Source organism: Pseudomonas sp. JAI111 (genome assembly GCF_024809425.1).
Classification (GTDB): Bacteria; Pseudomonadota; Gammaproteobacteria; order Pseudomonadales; family Pseudomonadaceae; genus Aquipseudomonas.
Map to the genome: position 1 here is coordinate 213,912 of NZ_JANUCB010000010.1, position 20,888 is coordinate 234,799.

At 58.7% G+C, this 20,888-nt stretch carries 22 protein-coding genes and 1 tRNA gene; 16 read left to right on the forward strand and 7 right to left on the reverse strand.

Translation table 11 applies throughout. The features are described 5' to 3' along the window. The first annotated feature begins 20 nt into the window (after nt 1-20). From phrB to HNR03_RS26405, 8 genes are read left to right on the forward strand one after another with little or no spacing between them, the layout of a single operon-like run. Complete coding sequence (gene phrB / locus HNR03_RS26370; RefSeq protein ID WP_259156993.1) at nt 21-1,466, forward strand: deoxyribodipyrimidine photo-lyase; 1,446 nt, start codon at nt 21-23, stop codon at nt 1,464-1,466. Beyond that, on the forward strand, nt 1,459-1,881 hold the full coding sequence (locus HNR03_RS26375; protein ID WP_222588421.1) for a nuclear transport factor 2 family protein: 423 nt from the start codon (nt 1,459-1,461) through the stop codon (nt 1,879-1,881). Before phrB ends, HNR03_RS26375 begins: the two co-directional genes overlap by 8 nt. Further along, nucleotides 1,878-2,660: an SDR family oxidoreductase gene (locus HNR03_RS26380; RefSeq protein ID WP_259156922.1), complete on the forward strand. Its 783-nt coding sequence runs from the start codon at nt 1,878-1,880 to the stop codon at nt 2,658-2,660. The genes HNR03_RS26375 and HNR03_RS26380 overlap by 4 nt, the downstream gene beginning before the upstream one ends. Then, nucleotides 2,657-3,904, forward strand: coding sequence for an NAD(P)/FAD-dependent oxidoreductase (locus tag HNR03_RS26385; RefSeq protein WP_222588423.1), 1,248 nt, complete (start codon nt 2,657-2,659; stop codon nt 3,902-3,904). Before HNR03_RS26380 ends, HNR03_RS26385 begins: the two co-directional genes overlap by 4 nt. Continuing rightward, nucleotides 3,901-4,716 (forward strand): DUF1365 domain-containing protein, encoded by an 816-nt coding sequence (locus HNR03_RS26390; RefSeq protein WP_259156923.1) that lies wholly within the window; start codon nt 3,901-3,903, stop codon nt 4,714-4,716. Before HNR03_RS26385 ends, HNR03_RS26390 begins: the two co-directional genes overlap by 4 nt. After that, on the forward strand, nt 4,703-5,974 hold the full coding sequence (locus HNR03_RS26395) for a cyclopropane-fatty-acyl-phospholipid synthase family protein (RefSeq protein ID WP_259156924.1): 1,272 nt from the start codon (nt 4,703-4,705) through the stop codon (nt 5,972-5,974). The genes HNR03_RS26390 and HNR03_RS26395 overlap by 14 nt, the downstream gene beginning before the upstream one ends. Beyond that, a complete protein-coding gene (locus HNR03_RS26400) occupies nt 5,967-6,470 on the forward strand; it encodes a DUF2878 domain-containing protein (protein WP_259156925.1) in 504 nt (167 codons plus the stop codon). Before HNR03_RS26395 ends, HNR03_RS26400 begins: the two co-directional genes overlap by 8 nt. A gap of 52 nt (nt 6,471-6,522) precedes the next feature. Beyond that, nucleotides 6,523-6,828 (forward strand): YkgJ family cysteine cluster protein, encoded by a 306-nt coding sequence (locus HNR03_RS26405; protein WP_208671463.1) that lies wholly within the window; start codon nt 6,523-6,525, stop codon nt 6,826-6,828. Between the two features lie 130 nt (nt 6,829-6,958). Here HNR03_RS26405 and HNR03_RS26410 read toward each other — a convergent pair whose 3' ends face one another. The 6 genes from HNR03_RS26410 to hemA all read right to left on the reverse strand — a co-directional run bounded on the left by HNR03_RS26410 (nt 6,959) and on the right by hemA (nt 12,325). Beyond that, the gene (locus HNR03_RS26410) at nt 6,959-7,477 is read right to left on the reverse strand and encodes an acyloxyacyl hydrolase (RefSeq protein ID WP_259156926.1); all 519 of its coding nucleotides are present in this window, start codon (nt 7,475-7,477) and stop codon (nt 6,959-6,961) included. 115 nt (nt 7,478-7,592) lie between these two features. Beyond that, a complete protein-coding gene (gene murI / locus HNR03_RS26415) occupies nt 7,593-8,384 on the reverse strand; it encodes a glutamate racemase (protein WP_259156927.1) in 792 nt (263 codons plus the stop codon). After that, nucleotides 8,377-9,132 (reverse strand): molybdopterin-synthase adenylyltransferase MoeB, encoded by a 756-nt coding sequence (locus HNR03_RS26420; RefSeq protein WP_259156928.1) that lies wholly within the window; start codon nt 9,130-9,132, stop codon nt 8,377-8,379. Before HNR03_RS26420 ends, murI begins: the two co-directional genes overlap by 8 nt. Next, complete coding sequence (prmC, locus tag HNR03_RS26425) at nt 9,126-9,956, reverse strand: peptide chain release factor N(5)-glutamine methyltransferase (protein ID WP_259156929.1); 831 nt, start codon at nt 9,954-9,956, stop codon at nt 9,126-9,128. Before prmC ends, HNR03_RS26420 begins: the two co-directional genes overlap by 7 nt. Continuing rightward, nucleotides 9,957-11,039, reverse strand: coding sequence for a peptide chain release factor 1 (gene prfA / locus HNR03_RS26430; protein WP_208671458.1), 1,083 nt, complete (start codon nt 11,037-11,039; stop codon nt 9,957-9,959). Next, nucleotides 11,036-12,325, reverse strand: a complete 1,290-nt coding sequence (hemA, locus tag HNR03_RS26435; RefSeq protein ID WP_222588431.1) for a glutamyl-tRNA reductase — start codon at nt 12,323-12,325, stop codon at nt 11,036-11,038. The genes prfA and hemA overlap by 4 nt, the downstream gene beginning before the upstream one ends. 182 nt (nt 12,326-12,507) lie before the next feature. Here hemA and HNR03_RS26440 point away from each other — a divergent pair, with 182 nt between their 5' ends. The 8 genes from HNR03_RS26440 to ychF all read left to right on the forward strand — a co-directional run bounded on the left by HNR03_RS26440 (nt 12,508) and on the right by ychF (nt 19,429). Further along, nucleotides 12,508-14,232, forward strand: coding sequence for a tetratricopeptide repeat protein (locus HNR03_RS26440; RefSeq protein WP_259156933.1), 1,725 nt, complete (start codon nt 12,508-12,510; stop codon nt 14,230-14,232). 3 nt (nt 14,233-14,235) lie between these two features. Further along, nucleotides 14,236-14,853 (forward strand): lipoprotein insertase outer membrane protein LolB, encoded by a 618-nt coding sequence (gene lolB / locus HNR03_RS26445; RefSeq protein ID WP_259156935.1) that lies wholly within the window; start codon nt 14,236-14,238, stop codon nt 14,851-14,853. Nucleotides 14,854-14,855: 2 nt separating this feature from the next. After that, nucleotides 14,856-15,707 carry a 4-(cytidine 5'-diphospho)-2-C-methyl-D-erythritol kinase gene (gene ispE / locus HNR03_RS26450; RefSeq protein WP_222590285.1) on the forward strand — a complete coding sequence of 284 codons (852 nt, stop codon included), beginning with the start codon at nt 14,856-14,858 and terminating at the stop codon, nt 15,705-15,707. A 36-nt stretch (nt 15,708-15,743) separates the two neighbouring features. Next, a tRNA-Gln gene (locus HNR03_RS26455) sits at nt 15,744-15,818 on the forward strand. A gap of 46 nt (nt 15,819-15,864) precedes the next feature. Continuing rightward, on the forward strand, nt 15,865-16,806 hold the full coding sequence (locus tag HNR03_RS26460; protein WP_003208392.1) for a ribose-phosphate pyrophosphokinase: 942 nt from the start codon (nt 15,865-15,867) through the stop codon (nt 16,804-16,806). 141 nt (nt 16,807-16,947) lie between these two features. Further along, a complete protein-coding gene (locus HNR03_RS26465) occupies nt 16,948-17,553 on the forward strand; it encodes a 50S ribosomal protein L25/general stress protein Ctc (protein WP_259156937.1) in 606 nt (201 codons plus the stop codon). Between the two features lie 167 nt (nt 17,554-17,720). Further along, the gene (pth, locus tag HNR03_RS26470) at nt 17,721-18,305 is read left to right on the forward strand and encodes an aminoacyl-tRNA hydrolase (protein ID WP_046818954.1); all 585 of its coding nucleotides are present in this window, start codon (nt 17,721-17,723) and stop codon (nt 18,303-18,305) included. A gap of 23 nt (nt 18,306-18,328) precedes the next feature. Further along, complete coding sequence (gene ychF / locus HNR03_RS26475) at nt 18,329-19,429, forward strand: redox-regulated ATPase YchF (RefSeq protein ID WP_010458288.1); 1,101 nt, start codon at nt 18,329-18,331, stop codon at nt 19,427-19,429. A 201-nt stretch (nt 19,430-19,630) separates the two neighbouring features. Here the strand turns inward: ychF and HNR03_RS26480 are convergent, their stop codons facing one another. Beyond that, nucleotides 19,631-20,848 carry an MFS transporter gene (locus HNR03_RS26480; protein ID WP_259156947.1) on the reverse strand — a complete coding sequence of 406 codons (1,218 nt, stop codon included), beginning with the start codon at nt 20,846-20,848 and terminating at the stop codon, nt 19,631-19,633. Nucleotides 20,849-20,888 lie beyond the last annotated feature (40 nt).

Genomic DNA, 20,888 nt, shown 5'->3' on the forward strand with positions numbered 1-20,888 from the left:
TGAATAGCGCGGACACCACCATGCAATTGATCTGGCTGCGCAGCGACTTGCGCCTGCATGACAACACCGCCCTGTCGGCGGCCGCCGAGCGCGGTCCGACAGTGGCGGTTTACCTGCTGAGCCCCGAGCAATGGCTGGAGCACGATGACGCGCCGTGCAAAGTAGATTTCTGGCTGCGCAACCTCAGTGAGCTGAGCCGCGAGTTGGCCGAGCTGAACATTCCCTTGCTGATCCGCGAGGCCTCGCGCTGGGATGACGCACCGAAAGTGCTGCTCGATCTGTGTCAGCAATTGAAAATCGGCGCGGTGCACGTCAACGAAGAGTACGGCGTTCATGAAAGTCGTCGTGACGCGGCCGTGAGTCAAATGCTGAAGGCCAACGGCATCGACTTCTATAGTTACCTCGATCAATTGCTGTTCAAGCCGGGCACTGTGCTGACCAAGACCGGCACGTATTTCCAGGTGTTCAGCCAGTTCCGCAAGGTCTGTTACGAACGCCTCCACCGTTCGCTCCCCCGGTTGGTTGCAGCTCCCGTTGCGCAGACGCCGCTGGCGATCAGCAGCGACCTGATCCCGTCAAACATTACCGGTTTCGAACCCCCGAGCGACAGCTTGCGGGCACTCTGGCCGGCCGGTGAACGCGAGGCCTGTCGGCGCCTCGACACCTTCGCCGACGCCCAGATCGATTATTACAAGAACGAGCGCGACTTCCCGGCCAAACCCGGCACCAGCCAACTCTCGGCGTATCTCGCCACTGGCGTGATTTCTCCACGCCAGTGTTTGCACGCCGCACTGCACAGTAACCAGGGCGAGTTCGAAAGCGGCAAGGTCGGCGCGGTGACCTGGATCAATGAACTGTTGTGGCGCGAGTTCTATAAACACATTCTGGTGGGCTACCCACGTGTTTCGCGTCACCGCGCCTTCCGCCCGGAAACCGAAGCGTTGGCCTGGCGCGATGCCCCGCAAGAACTGGCCGCCTGGCAAGAAGCCCGCACTGGCCTGCCGATCATCGACGCTGCCATGCGCCAACTGCTCGAGACCGGCTGGATGCACAATCGCTTGCGCATGGTCGTGGCGATGTTCCTGACCAAGAACCTGCTGATCGACTGGCGTGAAGGCGAACGCTTTTTCATGCGCCACTTGATCGACGGCGACCTGGCGGCGAACAACGGTGGCTGGCAGTGGAGTGCTTCGACAGGGACTGACTCAGCGCCCTATTTCCGTATTTTCAATCCGCTGAGCCAGTCGGAGAAATTCGACGCCGAAGGCGTGTTCATCAAGCACTGGCTGCCAGAACTCGCCGGCCTGAATAAAAAAGAAGTGCACAACCCGGCGAACCTTGGCGGCCTGTTCGGCGTGGCGGATTATCCATCACCGATCGTCAACCTCAGCACTTCACGCCAGCGGGCGTTGGCCGCGTTCAAGAACCTGCCATCACGACAAGACGCAGGAGGGGCTCATGAGTGATTTCCTGCGGCGTTTTGCCCAGCATTTCGGGCAGTTGAACAAAGACAATTTGCAGCGTCTGGGTGAGCTTTACACCGACGACGTGCGCTTCACCGATCCTCTGCACGAAGTGCAGGGCCTCGGGCAACTGAGCCACTACTTCGGCGAGCTCTACGCCAACGTCAGTGATCTGCGTTTCGACTTTCACGGCTTTGACCAGATTGGCGATGGCGAGGGTTACTTGCGCTGGATCATGAGCTACCGTCATCCACGCCTGGGGGGCGGCCGGCTGATTCGCGTCGAAGGATGCTCGCACCTGCGCTGGCGCGACAAGGTTTATAGCCAACGGGATTATTTCGATGCCGGGGCACTGCTTTACGAACATTTACCCGTATTGGGTCGGGCGATTGCCTGGCTGAAAAGGAGAATGGGATGAGTCTTGTACCTCCACGGCGGTACTGGCTGACCGGAGCCAGCAGTGGCATCGGCGCCGCGCTGGCCGAAGAAATACTGAAGACCGGCGCTCATCTGGCCGTGAGTTCGCGCACTACAGCGGTATTGAAAGTCCTGTCCCTGCGCTATCCCGGGCAAGTGCTGGTGGTGCCGGGAGACCTCACCAACAGCCAGGAAGTGCGTGAGATCGGTGAGCAAATTGCCCGGCAATGGGGCTCTCTGGACACAGTCATTCTCAACGCCGGCACCTGCGAATACGTCGATGTTCAGCAGTTCGACGCCTCGATTGTCGAACACGTGGTGCGTACCAATCTGCTGGCGAGCGCCTATTGCATCGAAGCCGCGTTGCCGCTGCTACGCAAGGGCACGGCGGGGCATCTCGTCGGTATGGCCAGTTCGGTGACGTACCTGCCGCTTCCGCGGGCCGAAGCCTATGGCGCATCGAAGGCGGGATTACGTTACATGTTCGAATCCCTGCGCATCGATCTTGCGCCGGAAGGCATTGATGTCACGGTGGTCAGCCCGGGGTTTGTCGAAACGCCGCTGACCGCGAAAAACGACTTCCCGATGCCGCTCAGTTGGCCGGTCGCCAAAGCCGCCCGGCACATCTTCGCCAAACTCAAACACCATCCACTGGAAATCGCCTTTCCAGGGTTGTTCATGGCAGTTCTCTGGCCACTGTCGAAAATGCCCAACCGAGTCAAACTGGCAATCGGCAAGCGTATGGTCCGCAGCCCTCCTCCGATGCAGGATGTGCCATGAACATCGCCATTATCGGCAGTGGCATCTCGGGGCTGACCAGCGCCTACCTGCTCAATCGCAGTCACGAGATCACCCTCTTCGAGGCCAGCGACAGGATCGGCGGGCACACGCACACCGAGGACGTGAGCGTCGATGGCCAGCGCCATGCCGTGGACATGGGTTTCATCGTGTTCAACGATTGGACCTATCCCAATTTCATTCGCCTGCTCGGTCAGATCGGGGTGGCGTTCAAGCCGACGCAAATGAGCTTTTCGGTGACGGACCCGGACTCGGGCCTGGAGTACAACGGCAATACCCTCAACAGCCTGTTCGCCCAACGTCGAAACCTGTTGTCGCCAGGGTTCTGGGGCATGCTGCGCGACATCCTGCGCTTCAACAAACAAGCCTCGCGCGACCTGGATGAAGGCCGCATCGCTGCCGACATCACGCTGGACCAATACCTGAAAGCCAACGGCTACGGCGAGCGATTCATCCTGCATTACATCGTGCCGATGGGGGCCGCGATCTGGTCGATGTCCATGGCCGACATGCTGGGGTTCCCGCTGCAATTCTTTATCCGGTTCTTCAAGAATCACGGCCTGCTGTCCGTCAACAATCGCCCGCAATGGCAGGTGATTGAAGGCGGCTCAAGTGCCTATATCAAGCCATTGACGGCGAGCTTCAAAGACAACATCCGCCTCAGCTGCCCAGTGACCCGGGTCGAGCGCGACGAAGAAGGTGTCGTAATCCATAGCGCCGCCGGCAGCGAGCGATTCGACAAAGTGGTCTTTGCGTGCCACAGCGATCAAGCCCTGAAGTTGCTGGCCAAGCCCAGTGATGCCGAAAACGCCATCCTCGGTGCCCTGCCCTACGCCGACAACGAAGTGGTGCTGCACACCGACACACGTCTGCTGCCCGTGCGAAAACTGGCCTGGGCCAGCTGGAATTACCGACTCGGCGGTCCCGGCCACATACGGACGGCGGTCACCTATGACATGAACATCTTGCAAGGCATCCAGAGCGATACCACGTTCTGCGTCAGCCTCAATCAGAGCGCGGGCATCAGCCCGGGCAAAGTGCTCGCCAAAACCACCTTCGCCCATCCGCAATACAGCCTGGCTGCCGTCACCGCGCAAAACCGCTGGGAAGAACTGGATGGTGCGCAACACACTTGGTATTGCGGCGCCTATTGGGCCAGCGGCTTCCATGAAGACGGCGTAGTCAGCGCATTGCGCGTGGCGCGATCGTTTGGAGAGGTGTTGTGAACAGCGCCCTCTATAGCGGCTCGATTGCCCATCGACGATTCGTCCCCAAGCCTCACGCATTCCGATACCGGATCGGCCTGCTGTACCTGGACCTCAGCGAGCAAGACGCCGTGCTCGGCCTGTCACCACTCTCGGGGCGCAGTCGCTTTGCACCGTTTTCGTTTCGCGAGAGCGATTACCTGAAAACCTATACCGGCAGCGGTACGCCTCTTATTGATGCGGTGCGAACCCTTGTCAGCCAAGCCATTGGCCACGCGCCACAAGGTTCGATCTGTCTGCTGACCCAGCCACGCAGTTGGGGCCTGTCGTTCAACCCGGTGAGTTTTTTCTACTGCCATGAAGCAGACGGGCAACTGGCGGCAATTCTCTGCGAAGTCACCAACACCCCGTGGCGCGAGCGATATCACTATGTCCTGCCAGCCAAAGCTCCGGAGGACATTGGCGATTTCCATCAGCATTTCGCCGTGGCGAAGGCATTTCATGTCTCGCCGTTCTTGCCACCGGATCTGGAATACCGAATGAGCTTCAGCCCGGCGGCGCAAAAACTTGGCGTGCACATGGCGGACTGGCAGGGCGAACTGAAAGTGTTCGACGCCACGCTCAACCTCGAACGCGAACCGCTGGATCGCCGCAGCCTGCACCGTTACTTGCGACGTTTTCCGTGGATGACCGCGAAAACCTGTCTGGCGATTTACTGGCAAGCCCTGCGCCTGCTGCTCAAGCGTATGCCGATCTTTGCTCATCAGGCTGCCGATGGCAGCTTTAAAACCGCCCTGATTCCGCCCAAGGATCGCCGTCATGAAATGCTCTAGTGCCTCGGCCAAATTCAATCTGCTCAGCACCCACGGCCTGACCGGATCGTTACTGCGCCGCGGTGTGTTGCGGCAACTGGCGCAGCTGCAACACGGGCAATTGGTGGTCATCGAAGACGGCGAACGGCAGGTCTTCGGTAACACCGGCAGTCATTTGCTGGGGGAAATCCATATTCTCGACGCGGCTGCGTGGGGACTGGTAGCCAGCAACGGATCGATCGGCGCCGGCGAAGCGTTTATCCACGGCTACTGGACTTCGCCTGACCTGACCGCCGTGGTGCGCGTTTTTGTCAGCAACCTTGAGGTCCTCGATGCGCTGGAAGGCGGCCTGGCAAAACTTGGCCGGCCGTTCGTCCTCGGCCTGCACTGGCTCAATCGCAACACCCGCAAGGGCTCGCAGAAGAACATCTCGGCGCATTACGACCTGGGCAACGACCTGTTTGAGCAGTTTCTCGACCCGACCATGATGTATTCAGCCGCGCAATTCCTTACGGACGAAGACAGCCTGGAACAGGCTCAGCTGAACAAACTGGAACGGATCTGCCAAAAACTCGCGCTGAAACCGAGCGATCACTTGCTGGAAATCGGTACCGGATGGGGCAGCATGGCGCTCTATGCGGCGCAGCGTTACGGCTGCAAGGTCACCACCACTACGCTTTCAAAAGAGCAATACGCGTTTACCGCACAACGCATCGAATCCCTCGGCCTGCAAGACCAGGTCACGCTGCTGCTCAAGGATTACCGCGACCTCACCGGGCAGTACGACAAACTGGTGTCGATCGAAATGATCGAAGCGGTGGGACATCGATTCTTGCCGGTGTATTTCAAGCAATGCGCGCACCTGCTCAAAAGTAATGGCTTGATGCTGTTGCAGGCGATCACTATTCGCGAACAACGGTATGAGCAGGCCAAGGACAGCGTCGACTTCATTCAGCGTTACATCTTTCCCGGCGGCGCCCTGCCCTGTGTACAGAAGATGCTGGAAATCATCAGTCGCGATACCGACATGAACCTGCTGCACATGGAAGATTTCGGCCTGCACTACGCACGAACCCTGCGCCTGTGGCACGAGAATTTTCGCCGCGCCCACGGTCGCCTGAGCGAATTGGGTTACGACGAGGCGTTCTTGCGGCTGTGGGAATTTTACCTGTGCTACTGCGAAGGGGGATTTCTGGAGCGCACCATCGGCACCGCGCAATTGTTGTTGGCCAAACCGTCGGCGATGCCGGCGCCTCTGCTGGGCCGCTTTGATGCTTGAACGCTTCGCCAATGCCCTGTTGTTTCAACTTGGCTGGTTTGCCTGCGTGCTCGGTGGCGACAGTGTGTGGTTGTTATTGGCGCTGACGGCGCTGCTGATTCATGTGCTGTGGATAAGTCGCTGGGCCGATGAAGGCCGATTGATCCTCAGCGTTGTGCTGCTGGGCACCACCGTCGACAGCACACTGCACTGGCTGGGCGTGTTCGAGTTCAACGAAATCACGCCCTTGATTCCGTTTTGGCTAATGCTGTTGTGGGCATTACTGGCAACCACGCTGCGTCATTGCCTGCAATGGAGTGCTAATCCTTGGTGGCTCGCCAGCTTGCTGGGCGCCGTGGGTGGGCCGCTGTCGTATTACGCCGGCGGACAATTGGCTGGCGTGCAGTTCCCCTACGGTAAGGCACCCACGCTGCTGGGCATTGCAGTGCTTTGGGCAGGGCTGTTTCCCACCCTGCATTTCATGGCCCAGCGGCTGGCGTCAGACACGCGCAGTTAGCGTCCGTCAGGCCTTTCACACAGCATCGCCCCACTGCCTTACACTGCGCGCCATGAAAACCATTCCCCACACGCAAATCGCCGAATCGGCCGTCACGTGCTCGACCTGCGCGGCTTGCTGCTGCCAGCTCGAAGTGATGCTGATCACGGACACGGGCGTGCCCGAACGTTTTATCGATACCGACGATTGGGGTGGGGAAGTCATGCTGCGGCTGGATGACGGCTGGTGTGCGGCGCTGGACCGCAACAGCATGATGTGCACCATCTACGAAAAACGCCCGCTGATCTGCCGGGAATTCGAGATGGGCGCGCCGGAATGCATCGAAGAACGCCAAGGGATCACTACGGCATATCGCTAGATGCGAATTCACTGAAGTCCAATGTGGGAGCAAGCCTGCTCGCGAGGGCTGCTCACCAGTCAACATTCGAGTCGAATGTTAAACCGCAATCGCGAGCAGGCTCGCTCCCACATTTTTAATGCATCGAGTCTTACAACGGCATCGTGTAGTGCAACGCGTAACTCTCTACACCGTCATTCCAGCTACTAAGCCCGGCATTGGAATAGTGCGTCGCACGAATCCCGACTTCATGTCCGCCGGTGAAGCGCACGCCAAACCCTATCCGGTCTTCAAACTGGAAAGACTCGCCCATTCTGGCGTCATCAAGTTTGGTATGAGAGAAAAATGCGACACCAATTCCCGCCTCGACATAAGGTTTGACGGTCTGGCCGGCAAACTCGTAAACGAACACCGGAGAGAAAGACAAGCTGTTGTTGTTGGAGGTCTTGTCGGCTTCCCAATAGGTGTAGGCACCACTCCAGTAACCGGTCAGACGACCAACGTCACTTTGCAACCAACTCTTGTCCCAGTCGAACTGCATGCCCAGTCGATAGGTCATGGTTGAATTACCGGTCTCCCCGACCCCGAACTCCACGCCTGCCGCCTGCGCGGTGATGCTTTGCCCCATCAGTGCGGCCGCAATCGCGGCCAAGCAGAATAGTCGCTTCACTAGAAACATCCTTTTGAGAACGATGTCGTATGGTTTTTTTGTTGCTTCTCGCTATAGAAGTCGACGTTTAATCAGAAGTTCACCCCAATTATTCGTTGTTCCCACAACGTTTCAGTTACTGCTCAAAGCTTCGCACAACACCAGACGAATTCCACAGGATCGGCAAGATATTTCTGAAATGTTCCGGATCGGAACTCGTCCAGAACTGTGCGGCACGAACAGGCCCTTCAGCGAGCAAATCACGCTCGGCCAACAGGCGCTGAAGTTGCCGCGCTACAGCGGCACCGGTGTCGATCAGGCTGATGTCTTCTGGGATCATCTGCTTAAGCAACGGCTTTAGGAAGGGGTAATGCGTGCAACCGAGAATAATTGTGTCGCATCCGGCACCGAGCAGCGGTCCGACATAACTGGCCAGCAACTGGCGCAATGCCTCGCTGTGCAGATCGCCTTTTTCAATCAGCTCTACCAGGCCCGGGCATGGCTGGGTAATGACCCGCACATCCGTGGCGAAACGGTCGAGCAAAGCGGCGAACTTGGCACTCTGCAACGTGCCGGTGGTGGCGAGCACGCCGACCACTCCGCTGCGGGTGGCGGCAGCGGCCGGTTTGACAGCGGGCTCCATGCCGACGATGGGCCATTGCGGGTAATCGCGCCGCAAGTCCGCGACTCCGGCAACCGTCGCCGTGTTGCAGGCCAGCACCAGCGCCTTCGCGCCTTGCCGCTGAAAAAATTCGGCCATGACGCTGCAGCGTTGCTGGATGAATGCAGGGGTTTTTTCGCCGTAGGGAATATTCCCGCAGTCGGCGACGTACAGCAAAGACTCATTGGGCAGCAAACGCTGGATCTCGGCCAGCACCGAGAGCCCACCGACGCCGGAGTCGAACACGCCGATCGGCGCTTCACGCATGTGTCGAACCACAGACGCTGCAACCCGGATCACGTTTGACCCGCAGCTCACGAAAGCGCGAACCGAGGGCATCGATCAATAACAGGCGACCCACCAGCGGCTCGCCGAAACCGACCAGCAGCTTCATCGCCTCCAGCGCCTGAAGGCTGCCAACCAGCCCCACCAAAGGCCCGACGACCCCGGCTTCGCTGCACGTCAATTCGGCTTCGCTGCCGTGCCCGTATAAACAGTGGTAGCACGGACTTTCCGGGCGACGCGGGTCGAACACCGACAATTGCCCTTCGAGCCGAATCGCCGCGCCACTGACCAGAGGTTTGCGCGCAGCCACGCATGCAGCGTTGACCGCTTCGCGGGTGGAGAAATTGTCGGAGCAGTCCAGCACCAGATCCACGGCAGCCACGGCGGCGGCCAGAGAGTCTTCGTCCAGGGCGGTGCGATGGGCGATCAACTGAATTTCGGGATTGATCGCAGCCAGTCGGCGAATCGCCGAGTCGACCTTGCTCAGGCCAACGCTGTCGGTGTCGTGAATGATCTGACGTTGCAGGTTGGTCAGATCGACGCTGTCGAAGTCCGCCAGATGCAGCTCGCCGACGCCGGCCGCAGCCAGGTACAGAGCAACCGGTGAGCCAAGCCCGCCGAGACCGACGATCAATACGCGGCTTTCCTTGAGTCGCAACTGACCGTCGATGTCGACGTGTTGCAACAGAATTTGCCGACTGTAGCGCAACAATTCCTGATCATTCAGCACGGCAGGCGCCCCAGGCTGATACGTTCGTGACCGCCCAGATCGGTGCGGCTGTGGACTTCTTCGAAACCACGACTCAGCAGCAAATCGCGCACGGCCGTGGCTTGATCGTAACCGTGTTCGAGCATCAGCCAGCCACCCGCCTCAAGATGGTCCGGCGCCTGGTCGACGATCAACCGCAGGTCATCCAGCCCATCGACACCTGCAACCAAGGCACTGGCGGGCTCAAAGCGCACGTCACCTTCAGCCAGATGTGGATCGGCCGAGGCGATGTAAGGCGGGTTGCTGATGATCAGTTGAAACCGCTGACCTTGCAGGGCGCTGAACCAATGGCTGCTCAGCACGGTGGCATTGATCAGGTGCAGGCGCTGGCGATTGCGTTCGGCCAGGGCCACGGCTTCGAGCACGCGATCCACCGCGGTGACTCGCCAGGCCGGACGTTCGCTGGCCAAGGCAAGGGCAATGGCGCCGCTGCCGGTGCCGAGGTCGAGGACCTTGGCGGGCGTGGCGGGTAGCAGCTCCAGCGCGGCTTCCACCAGCAACTCAGTGTCCGGGCGCGGAATCAGTGTGTGCGGCGCGACTTCCAGATCGAGCTTCCAGAAACCTTGCTGGCCGAGAATGTACGCCACCGGCTCACCGCCACGGCGACGTTGCAGGTATTCGGTAAACTTCAGCGCTGCGTCGCTCGGAACAATGCGCTCGGGCCAGGTGTGCAGGAAACTGCGGGACTTGCCCAACGCCGCAGCCAGCAGCAATTCGGCATCCAGGCGCGCCGTGGGTGAGTCGGGCAAATCGGCGGCGCGCAACAAACTGGCAATGATCGTCATTTACTCACCTATCGCCGCCAGTTGGTCGGCCTGGAACTCGGCCAGCAACGGCTCGATCACCGCATCGACGCCACCTGCGAGGATTTCGTCGAGGGAATACAGCGTCAGGTTGACCCGGTGGTCGGTGACCCGGCCCTGGGCAAAGTTATATGTGCGAATGCGCTCGGAGCGATCGCCCGAGCCGACCAGCAACTTGCGCTCGCTGGCGATGGCATTTGCCGCTGCGCTGGTCTGCTGGTCATTGAGTTTGGCCGACAGCCAGGACATCGCCCGGGCGCGGTTCTTGTGCTGGGAACGTTCTTCCTGGCACTCAACGACGATACCGGACGGCAAGTGCGTGATGCGGATCGCCGAGTCGGTCTTGTTGACGTGCTGGCCGCCGGCACCGGAAGAGCGGTAAGTATCGACACGCAAATCCGCCGGGTTGATCTCGATCGCTTCCTGTTCGTCAGGCTCGGGCAACACGGCCACGGTGCAGGCCGAGGTGTGGATGCGCCCTTGGGATTCGGTCGCAGGAACCCGTTGAACACGGTGCGCGCCGGATTCGAATTTCAGCTTGCCGTAGACGTTATCGCCTTCAACCCGGGCGATGACTTCTTTATAGCCGCCGTGCTCGCCGATGTTCTCGGAGAGGATCTCCACTCGCCAGCCACGACGTTCGGCGTAACGCGAATACATGCGGAACAGGTCGCCGGAGAAAATCGCCGCTTCATCACCGCCGGTGCCGGCGCGGATTTCAAGGAACACGTTACGGCCGTCGTTCGGGTCCTTGGGCAGCAGCATGCGTTGCAGGCTGGCTTCGAGTTCGACCAGCTGCTCCTTGGCTTCGCGGACTTCTTCCACGGCCATTTCGCGCATGTCCGGGTCGCTGTCCTTGAGCAGTGCCTGGGCGCCTTCGAGGTCGCCTTGCACCTTGAGCAACTGTTTATAGGTTTCGACAATCGGCTCGACTTCCGCGTATTCCTTGGAATACATGCGGAATTTGTTCTGATCGGAAATGACTTCGCCGTCGCCAAGCAAGGCGGTCAATTCCTCGAAACGGTCCTGGAGGATGTCCAGCTTATTGAGCAGTGACGCTTTCATTGCGGTTTCTTATCCGAAAAGCTATCCGATGAGCCCTCATTCAGGGCAAAGAGTTCCTGGGCCATGGCCAGCGCATCGAGGCGGCCTTCGGCAGAGAGCTTTTTCAACTGTACGCTCGGTGCGTGCATCAGTTTGTTGGTCAAGCCGCGCGCCATTTGCACCAGCACGTCTTCGGCGCTGCTGCCGTTGGCCAGCATGCGCTGGGCCTTCTGCAATTCTTCGTCGCGCATGCGCTCGCTTTGTTGCCGATATGCCTTAAGCACATCGACCGCCGCGAGTTCGCGCAGGCGCACCATGAAATCTTCGGCGCCCACCGAGACCATCTCTTCCGCCGCCTGGGCTGCGCCCTGGCGACTCTTGAGGTTTTCGGCGACCACTTCGTGGAGATCGTCGACGCTATAGAGGTAAACGTCGTCCAACTCGCCGACTTCAGGCTCGATATCGCGCGGTACGGCGATGTCTACCATGAAGATCGGTTTGTGTTTACGCAGTTTCAATGCGCTTTCAACCGCGCCTTTGCCGAGGATCGGCAACTGGCTGGCGGTGGAGCTGATGACGATGTCGCTACGCACCAGTTCGGCCGGAATATCCGAGAGCAGGACCGCGTGAGCGCCAAACTGCTCGGCCAGAATGCTCGCGCGCTCCAGGGTACGGTTGGCGACAACGATGCGCTTTACACCCAATTCATGCAGGTGACGGGCGACCAGCGTGATGGTCTCGCCGGCACCGATCAGCAAGGCCTGGCTGCGTTGCAGGTCACTGAAAATCTGTTTTGCCAGGCTGACCGCGGCAAACGCCACGGATACCGGGTTTTCGCCAATGGCGGTATCAGTACGCACCTGCTTGGCCGCATTGAAAGTGGCCTGGAACAGACGACCGAGCAGCGGACCGATGGTCCCGGCCTCGCGCGCCACGGCGTAGGCCGATTTCATCTGGCCGAGAATCTGCGGTTCGCCCAATACCAGCGAATCGAGCCCGGAGGCGACCCGCATCATGTGACGAACTGCCGCATCATCTTCGTGCACATAACTGCTCGCGCGCAGCTCTTCGAGGCTCAAATGATGGTAATCGGCCAGCCAGCGCAACACGATGTCAGCCGAAAGGTGATCCTGTTCTATATAGAGCTCGCTGCGATTGCAGGTGGAGAGGATCGCAGCTTCGCGGCTGTCGGTGAGTCGGCAGAGCTGCTGCAAGGCCTCCACCAGCTGCTCAGGGGTAAAGGCCACGCGCTCGCGGACGTCTACTGAAGCAGTCTTGTGGTTAATACCGAGTGCAAGGAAGGCCATTCAAGGTCGCTGATAGTGACGTGAAGCCGGCAATTGTCCTACTTCGACCGAGCCAGAACAACTACCGCTGACTATTGTCCCAATGACCTGCCTCTATAAAGGCCTCATTCGAGACTCGGTTATGTTTGGCCGAAGGCTTGTGTCATGATGATCCGACCGCAGGTTAGTCGTCCTCTTCCTATATGAATAGATCTTCCGCGTTGCTCCTCGCTTTTGTCTTCCTCAGCGGCTGCCAAGCCTTGGCACCCGTTTCGTCGGACGGTACGTCGCCGGTCGAAGACAGCACTCCAGCCCCTGAAAAGCCCAAGGTTTACAGCTCATTCAGTGAAGAAACCATCTTCAGCCTGCTGAGCGCCGAACTGGCTGGCCAACGCAATCGTTTCGACATTGCGCTGGACAACTACGTGACCCAGGCCATCAATACCCAGGATCCGGGCATCTCCGAGCGGGCCTTCCGCATTGCCGAGTACCTGGGCGCCGACCAGGCCGCCCTGGACACCGCGCTGATCTGGGCGAAAAACGCCCCCAATGATCTTGAGGCGCAACGTGCCGCTGCCGTGCAACTGGCTCGCGCCGGGCGTTATGACGACTCCATGGCTTATATGGAGAAAGTCCTGCAAGGCAAAGGTGACACGCATTTCGACTTCCTTGCCCTGTCCGCGGCCGATACCGACCAGGACACGCGCAATGGCCTGATGAAAAGCTTTGACCGCTTACTGCAGCGCCACCCGAACAACAGCCAGTTGATCTTCGGCAAAGCTTTGTTGCTGCAACAGGACGGTGACGCCAAGGGTGCACTGGCCCTGCTGGAAAAACACCCACCGGAAGAAGGCGAAATTGCGCCGATCCTGCTGCGCGCGCGCCTGCTGCAAGCGCTCAATCGTGGCGACGAAGCGCTGCCGCTGCTGCAAAAAAGCATCAAGAAATACCCGGACGACAAGCGCCTGCGCCTGACTTACGCGCGCATGCTGGTTGAACAAGACCGCATGGATGACGCCAAGGTCGAATTCTCGAGCCTGGTTCAGCAATACCCGGAAGACGACGAACTGCGTTATTCGCTGGCACTGGTCTGCCTGGAAGCCAAGGCCTGGAATGAGGCCAAGGGTTACCTGGAAGACCTGATCGCCCGGGACAGCCACGTCGACTCCGCGCACCTGAACCTGGGGCGTATTGCTGAAGAGCGCAATGACCCGCAAGGCGCGCTGATCGAATACGCCAAGGTCGGCCCCGGCAATGACTACCTGCCGGCGCAGTTACGCCAGACCGACATCCTGATCAACAACGGCAGGACTGCCGAAGCGCAGCGACGCCTGGCGGCGGAGCGCGATGCGCAGCCCGATTACGCGATTCAGTTGTACCTGGTCGAAGCCGAGACCTTGTCTGCCAACAAGCAGCCCGACAAAGCCTGGCAAGTGCTGCAAACAGCACTGCAGAAATACCCGGACGACCTGAACCTGCTTTACACCCGCGCCATGCAGGCGGAAAAACGCAATGACCTGGCGCAGATGGAGAAAGACCTGCGACTGATCATCAAGCGCGACCCGGACAATGCGATGGCGTTGAACGCCCTCGGCTACACCCTGTCCGACCGCACAACGCGTTACGCTGAAGCCAAGGCCCTGATCGAACAGGCGCACCACATCAATCCGGAAGACCCGGCGGTGCTCGACAGCCTCGGCTGGGTGAATTTCCGCCTGGGCAATCTCGATGAAGCCGAGCGGTATCTGCGCCAGGCCCTGGAGCGTTTTCCCGATCAGGAAGTGGCCGCTCACCTGGGCGAAGTCCTGTGGGCCAACGGCAAGCAACGCGAAGCCAAGCAAATCTGGGGCAAATTCCTCAAGGAACAACCCGACAGCCCCGCCCTGCGCAGCACCATCAAGCGCCTGACCGGATCAGAGACTCTTTAAGTTATGTTTTTGCGCCACCTCATCGTTTTCAGCTTCATCGCCCTGCTCGCCGGTTGCGCGGGCTTCGGCGCCCGCGAATCGGTCCAGGGTCAAGGCAACCCGGCCCAATGGCGCCAATACAAACAGCAATTGACCAGCCTCGATGGCTGGCAGATCAACGGCAAAATCGGCATCCGTGCGCCCAAGGACTCGGGCAGCGGCACTCTGTTCTGGTTGCAGCGACAGGATTACTACGACATCCGTCTTTCCGGCCCGCTGGGTCGAGGCGCGGCTCGCTTGACCGGTCGCCCGGGCAAAGTGTCGCTGGAAGTGGCCAATCAGGGTCGCTATGACGCGACGACACCCGAAGCGCTGGTCGAGGAACAGCTCGGCTGGAAACTGCCGGTGTCCAATCTGGCCTGGTGGGTTCGCGGGCTCCCGGCCCCGGACAGCAAAAGCCAGCTGACACTGGATGCCGACAGCCGCCTGGCCAATCTCCAGCAAGATGGCTGGCAGGTGGAGTACCTCAGTTACGCCGAACAAAACGGCTATTGGCTGCCCGAGCGGATCAAACTGCACGGCACCGACCTTGATGTCACGCTGGTGATCAAGGAATGGCAACCACGCAAACTGGGGCAGTGAACATGACAGCTCCTCGCTTGACCCTGCCCTCCCCGGCCAAACTCAATCTGATGCTGCACATCCTCGGTCGCCGCGCAGACGGTTATCACGAACTGCAGACGATTTTTCAGTTTCTCGATTACGGCGATGAAATCACCTTTGCCGTTCGCGATGACGGCGTGATTCGATTGCACACTGAATTCGATGGCGTTCCTCACGACAGCAACCTGATTGTCCGAGCCGCAAAAAAACTTCAGGAGCAATCCGGTTGTTCGCTCGGGATCGACATCTGGATTGAAAAAATATTACCCATGGGCGGTGGCATCGGTGGCGGCAGTTCAAATGCCGCGACAACTTTGCTGGGCCTCAACCATCTCTGGCAACTGGGTTGGGATGAGGATCGGCTGGCCGCCCTGGGCCTGACGCTGGGCGCGGACGTCCCGGTTTTCGTGCGTGGACACGCGGCTTTCGCCGAGGGCGTGGGGGAGAAACTGACCCCTGTGGACCCCGAAGAACCGTGGTATCTCGTGCTTGTGCCGCAAGTCTCTGTAAGTACAGCAGAAATTTTTTCAGATCCGTTGTTGACACGTAACTCTTCTCCCATTAAAGTGCGCCCCGTTCCCAAGGGAAACAGTCGAAATGACTGCTTACCGGTGGTAGCAAGGCGTTATCCAGATGTACGTAACGCTTTGAATTTGTTAGGTAAATTTACCGAAGCAAAACTCACCGGAACTGGAAGTTGTGTGTTTGGGGGCTTCCCAAGCAAAGCTGAAGCTGATAAAGTCTCGGCCCTTCTTACAGAGACCCTTACAGGGTTTGTAGCAAAGGGAAGCAACATTTCGATGTTGCATCGCAAGCTGCAAAATCTGCTCTAAAGGAATCGATTACTGGGTAATCGTTGCAACAGATACAGGGGCGTCGCCAAGCGGTAAGGCAGCAGGTTTTGATCCTGCCATGCGTTGGTTCGAATCCAGCCGCCCCTGCCATTTTCCTATACTCATCCAGGTTACCCTCAGCCTTCAGGTACTGCGCGTGTCCAAGATGATGGTCTTTACGGGGAACGCTAACCCCGATCTGGCTCGGCGTGTTGTACGTCAGCTGCATATCCCTCTCGGTGACATCTCTGTTGGAAAATTTTCCGACGGCGAAATTACAGCCGAGATCAATGAAAACGTCCGCGGTAAAGATGTTTTCATTATTCAGCCGACTTGCGCTCCGACCAACGATAACCTGATGGAACTGGTAGTGATGGCTGATGCCTTCCGCCGCTCCTCGGCTACTCGTATCACTGCTGTTATTCCTTACTTTGGTTATGCCCGTCAGGATCGCCGTCCGCGTTCCGCACGTGTGGCTATCAGCGCGAAAGTCGTTGCTGACATGCTTACCGTAGTCGGCATCGACCGTGTTCTCACGGTTGATCTGCATGCTGACCAAATCCAGGGTTTCTTCGATATTCCGGTAGATAACATCTACGGCTCCCCGGTTCTGGTGGATGACATTGAAGATCAGCGCTTCGAAAACCTGATGATCGTGTCCCCGGACATTGGTGGCGTCGTGCGTGCACGTGCTGTTGCCAAATCCCTGGGCGTGGATCTCGGGATCATCGACAAACGCCGTGAGAAAGCCAATCACTCTGAAGTGATGCATATCATCGGTGATGTCGAAGGGCGTACCTGTATTCTGGTCGATGACATGGTCGATACCGCCGGCACCCTGTGCCACGCGGCAAAGGCTTTGAAAGAGCATGGCGCTGCCAAGGTTTTCGCCTACTGCACACACCCTGTGCTGTCCGGTCGGGCGATCGAAAACATCGAAAATTCCATGCTGGACGAACTGGTGGTGACTAACACCATCCCGTTGTCCGCAGCTGCACAAGCCTGCTCGCGTATCCGTCAACTGGATATCGCGCCGGTAGTTGCCGAAGCGGTTCGCCGCATCAGCAATGAAGAATCGATCAGCGCGATGTTCCGTTAAGGGCCCTGCCCTTCTCGACCATCTCGTTGACGAAAAGCGCCCCGCCCCGGCATTCCTGTCGGGGCGGGGCTTTTTTGCCCATATCGCCTTTAGCGCTGGTCGCAAACGCTGGGGCGAATGTGGTTATTTTGGAGATACAACATGAACGATTTTACTCTGAATGCTGAAGTGCGTTCCGACCTGGGGAAAGGTGCGAGCCGCCGCCTGCGTCGTCTCGCAAGCCTGGTTCCAGCTGTAGTTTACGGTGGCGAAAAAGCCCCTGAATCCATCAGCATGCTGGCTAAAGAAGTTGCCAAACTGCTCGAAAACGAAGCGGCTTACAGCCACATCATCGAGCTGAACGTTGGTGGCACCAAGCAAAACGTAATCATCAAGGCTCTGCAGCGTCACCCGGCCAAAGGCCACGTGTTGCACGCTGACTTCGTACGCGTTGTAGCTGGCCAGAAACTGACCGCTATCGTGCCTGTACACTTCGTTGGCGAAGAAGCTCCGATCAAGAAAGGCGGCGAAGTTTCGCACGTTGTTTCGGAAATCGAAGTGACCTGCCTGCCGAAAGACCTGCCTGAATTCATCGAAGTCGACCTGGCTAACGCCGAAATCGGTTCGATCATTCACTTGTCCGACCTCAAAGCCCCTAAAGGCGTTGAGTTTGTTGCTCTGGCACACGGTGATGACAAGGCTGTTGCCAACGTCCACGCTCCACGTGTTGCTCCAGAAGAAGCTACCGAAGAAGGCGCAGCAGAGTAAGTTCACTCTGTTCGCCGGAGTGACCGGAAACATCGCGGACTAGAGCGTAGCGAGAAAGCGGGCGAGAACGCGAAGTTTACATAATGGTAAATGAGCACTTGTCGTCCACTTTCGCCGCACACTGATCGCGGCAATGTTATCCACCACTCCAGGAAAGGGCCCCTATCGTGACTGCCATCAAACTGATCGTTGGCCTGGGAAATCCAGGCGCTGAATACGAACAGACCCGGCATAACGCAGGGGCCCTTTTTGTTGAGCGCATCGCGAACGCACAAGGTGTCAACCTTGTGGCCGATCGCAAATATTTCGGCCTGACCGGACGCTTTTCGCATCAGGGTCAGGATGTTCGTCTGTTGATTCCCACCACGTACATGAACCGCAGCGGCCAGGCCGTCGCGGCACTTGCAGGCTTCTTCCGCATCAAGCCTGAAGAAATCCTCGTGGCGCACGATGAACTCGACCTGCCTCCCGGCGTTGCCAAACTCAAACAGGGCGGCGGACATGGCGGTCACAACGGGTTGCGCGACATCATTGCGCAACTGGGCAATCAGAATACCTTCTACCGCTTGCGGCTTGGCATTGGCCACCCGGGCGTAGCCAGTATGGTTTCAAATTTCGTCCTGGGTCGTGCGCCACGCGCCGAACAGGAAAAACTCGATGCCAGCATCGACTTTGCCCTCGGCGTGCTGCCGGATATCCTCGCCGGGGAATGGAACCGCGCGATGAAAAACCTGCACAGCCAGAAGGCCTGACTCTTACTCATCGGGGAAATACCATGGGATTCAATTGCGGCATCGTCGGCCTGCCTAACGTCGGCAAGTCCACCCTGTTCAACGCCCTGACCAAATCCGGGATCGCGGCCGAGAACTTCCCCTTCTGCACCATCGAGCCGAACACCGGTATCGTGCCGATGCCGGATCCGCGCCTGGAAGCCCTGGCTGCTATCGTCAATCCAAAGCGCATCCTGCCGACCACCATGGAGTTCGTCGACATCGCGGGCCTGGTAGCTGGCGCCTCGAAAGGTGAAGGCCTGGGCAACAAGTTCCTCGCCAACATCCGTGAAACCGATGCCATCGCCCACGTGGTCCGCTGCTTCGAAGACGAGAACGTGATTCACGTGTCCAACAGCGTCGACCCGAAACGCGACATCGAGATCATCGACCTGGAACTGATCTTCGCCGACCTCGACAGCTGCGAGAAGCAACTGCAGAAAGTCGCCCGAAATGCCAAGGGTGGTGACAAGGACGCCGTAGTCCAGAAAGGCCTGCTGGAGCAATTGATCGCTCACTTCACCCTCGGCAAACCAGCGCGCACGCTGATGAAGAACATGGGTGCCGACGACAAGGCGGTGATTCGCGGCTTCCACCTGCTGACCACCAAGCCGGTCATGTACATCGCCAACGTCGCTGAAGACGGTTTCGAGAACAACCCACTGCTGGACATCGTCAAGGCCATCGCTGAAGAAGAAGGCGCCATGGTGGTTCCGGTCTGCAACAAAATCGAAGCCGAAATCGCCGAACTCGAAGACGGTGAAGAGAAAGACATGTTCCTCGAGGCCCTGGGCCTGGAAGAACCTGGCCTGAACCGCGTGATCCGCGCCGGCTACGAAATGCTGCACTTGCAGACCTATTTCACTGCCGGTGTCGAAGAAGTCCGCGCCTGGACCGTCCGCGTCGGTGCCACCGCACCACAAGCCGCTGGCGTGATCCACACCGACTTCGAAAAAGGCTTCATCCGCGCCGAAGTCATCGCCTACGACGACTTCATCCAGTACAAGGGCGAAGCCGGTGCCAAAGAAGCCGGTAAATGGCGCCTGGAAGGCAAGGACTACATCGTTAAAGACGGCGACGTGATGCACTTCCGTTTCAACGTCTAAGTTTTCAGAACGAAGCAGCCGCACACGAAAAAGCCGCGTTTATACGCGGCTTTTTTGTGCCTGAAATATTTATCCGCCACACCACCGAACACCTGTGGGAGCGAGCCTGCTCGCGATAGCGGTGTCTCAGTCACCACCTTCGCTGAAGGTTAGACCGCCATCGCGAGCAGGCTCACTCCTACAGGGGGACGGTGTGTATGTTCAGGGCTTTTTGGTTCTTGGCAGGAAGATCGCCAGTACGCCAAACAACGGCAGGAACGAACACAGAAAGTACACATACTCGATGCCGCGCAGATCTGCCAAATGCCCAAGCAGCGCCGCGCCAATCCCGCCGAAACCGAACATCAGCCCGAAGAACACGCCAGCAATCATCCCGACATTGCCCGGCACCAGTTCCTGCGCATACACAACGATCGCCGAAAACGCCGAGGCGAGGATGAAGCCAATCACCACACTGAGAATGCTGGTCCAGAACAGATCGACGTGAGGCAGGATCAATGTGAACGGCGCCACGCCGAGGATCGAGAACCAGATCACCGCTTTACGCCCGATCTTGTCGCCGATCGGCCCCCCGAAGAAGGTCCCCGCGGCCACTGCGCCCAGGAACAGGAACAGGTGCATCTGGGAACTGGCCACCGACAGGTCAAACTTCTCGATCAAGTAGAACGTGAAGTAACTGGTGAAACTCGCCATGTAGAAATACTTGGAGAACACCAGCAGCCCGAGCACCACCAGCGCGCTGATTACCCTGCCCTTCGACAAGCCGTGGGTCGCCGCCTGACCTTGCTTGAGCTTGAACAGGCTCAAGTGGTTGGCGTACCAGCGACTGATCCGATAAAGCACGAACAGCGCAAACACGGCGAACAATCCAAACCAGGCCACATGGCCCTGACCGAAAGGAATGATGATCGCCGCCGCCAACAACGGGCCAAAGGCTGAGCCGGCATTGCCACCGACCTGAAAGGTCGACTGCGCCAGCCCGAATCGCCCGCCCGACGCTAGCCGCGCCACACGCGAGGCTTCCGGATGGAACGTCGACGAGCCGATACCGATCAGGCCCGCCGCCAATAGAATCATCGGGAAGCTGCCAACCACCGACATCATCAAGATCCCGATCAATGTGCAAACGGTCCCGGCCGGAAGCAGCCATGGTTTTGGATGGCGATCAGTGTGGTAACCCACCCAGGGCTGCAGCAGCGAAGCCGTCAACTGGAAGGTCAGCGTAATCAAACCGACCTGGGTGAATGTCAGGCCGTAGTTGGCCTTGAGCATTGGATAAATCGACGGCAGTACCGACTGAATCAGGTCGTTAATCAAGTGCGCCAGCGCCACCGCACCGATGATGCGCATGACCAACGGGCTGCTTTGGGGAGTCGCGGATGCCGACGTCGCGCCGGTCGTTGCGTTACTGATAGCCATGAGAATTTCCGTACAGCGGATGGGTGCACAGGGGCAGGTG

Excerpts from the sequence above, each read along its gene's own strand:
- phrB (WP_259156993.1), top strand. The coding sequence starts at position 21 with ATGCAATTGATCTGGCTGCGCAGCGACTTGCGCCTGCATGACAACACC.
- HNR03_RS26375 (WP_222588421.1), top strand. The coding sequence starts at position 1,459 with ATGAGTGATTTCCTGCGGCGTTTTGCCCAGCATTTCGGGCAGTTGAAC.
- HNR03_RS26380 (WP_259156922.1), top strand. The coding sequence starts at position 1,878 with ATGAGTCTTGTACCTCCACGGCGGTACTGGCTGACCGGAGCCAGCAGT.
- HNR03_RS26385 (WP_222588423.1), top strand. The coding sequence starts at position 2,657 with ATGAACATCGCCATTATCGGCAGTGGCATCTCGGGGCTGACCAGCGCC.
- HNR03_RS26395 (WP_259156924.1), top strand. The coding sequence starts at position 4,703 with ATGAAATGCTCTAGTGCCTCGGCCAAATTCAATCTGCTCAGCACCCAC.
- HNR03_RS26400 (WP_259156925.1), top strand. The coding sequence starts at position 5,967 with ATGCTTGAACGCTTCGCCAATGCCCTGTTGTTTCAACTTGGCTGGTTT.
- HNR03_RS26405 (WP_208671463.1), top strand. The coding sequence starts at position 6,523 with ATGAAAACCATTCCCCACACGCAAATCGCCGAATCGGCCGTCACGTGC.
- murI (WP_259156927.1), bottom strand. The coding sequence starts at position 8,384 with ATGCGTGAAGCGCCGATCGGCGTGTTCGACTCCGGCGTCGGTGGGCTC.
- prmC (WP_259156929.1), bottom strand. The coding sequence starts at position 9,956 with ATGACGATCATTGCCAGTTTGTTGCGCGCCGCCGATTTGCCCGACTCA.
- prfA (WP_208671458.1), bottom strand. The coding sequence starts at position 11,039 with ATGAAAGCGTCACTGCTCAATAAGCTGGACATCCTCCAGGACCGTTTC.
- hemA (WP_222588431.1), bottom strand. The coding sequence starts at position 12,325 with ATGGCCTTCCTTGCACTCGGTATTAACCACAAGACTGCTTCAGTAGAC.
- HNR03_RS26440 (WP_259156933.1), top strand. The coding sequence starts at position 12,508 with ATGAATAGATCTTCCGCGTTGCTCCTCGCTTTTGTCTTCCTCAGCGGC.
- lolB (WP_259156935.1), top strand. The coding sequence starts at position 14,236 with ATGTTTTTGCGCCACCTCATCGTTTTCAGCTTCATCGCCCTGCTCGCC.
- ispE (WP_222590285.1), top strand. The coding sequence starts at position 14,856 with ATGACAGCTCCTCGCTTGACCCTGCCCTCCCCGGCCAAACTCAATCTG.
- HNR03_RS26465 (WP_259156937.1), top strand. The coding sequence starts at position 16,948 with ATGAACGATTTTACTCTGAATGCTGAAGTGCGTTCCGACCTGGGGAAA.
- ychF (WP_010458288.1), top strand. The coding sequence starts at position 18,329 with ATGGGATTCAATTGCGGCATCGTCGGCCTGCCTAACGTCGGCAAGTCC.
- HNR03_RS26480 (WP_259156947.1), bottom strand. The coding sequence starts at position 20,848 with ATGGCTATCAGTAACGCAACGACCGGCGCGACGTCGGCATCCGCGACT.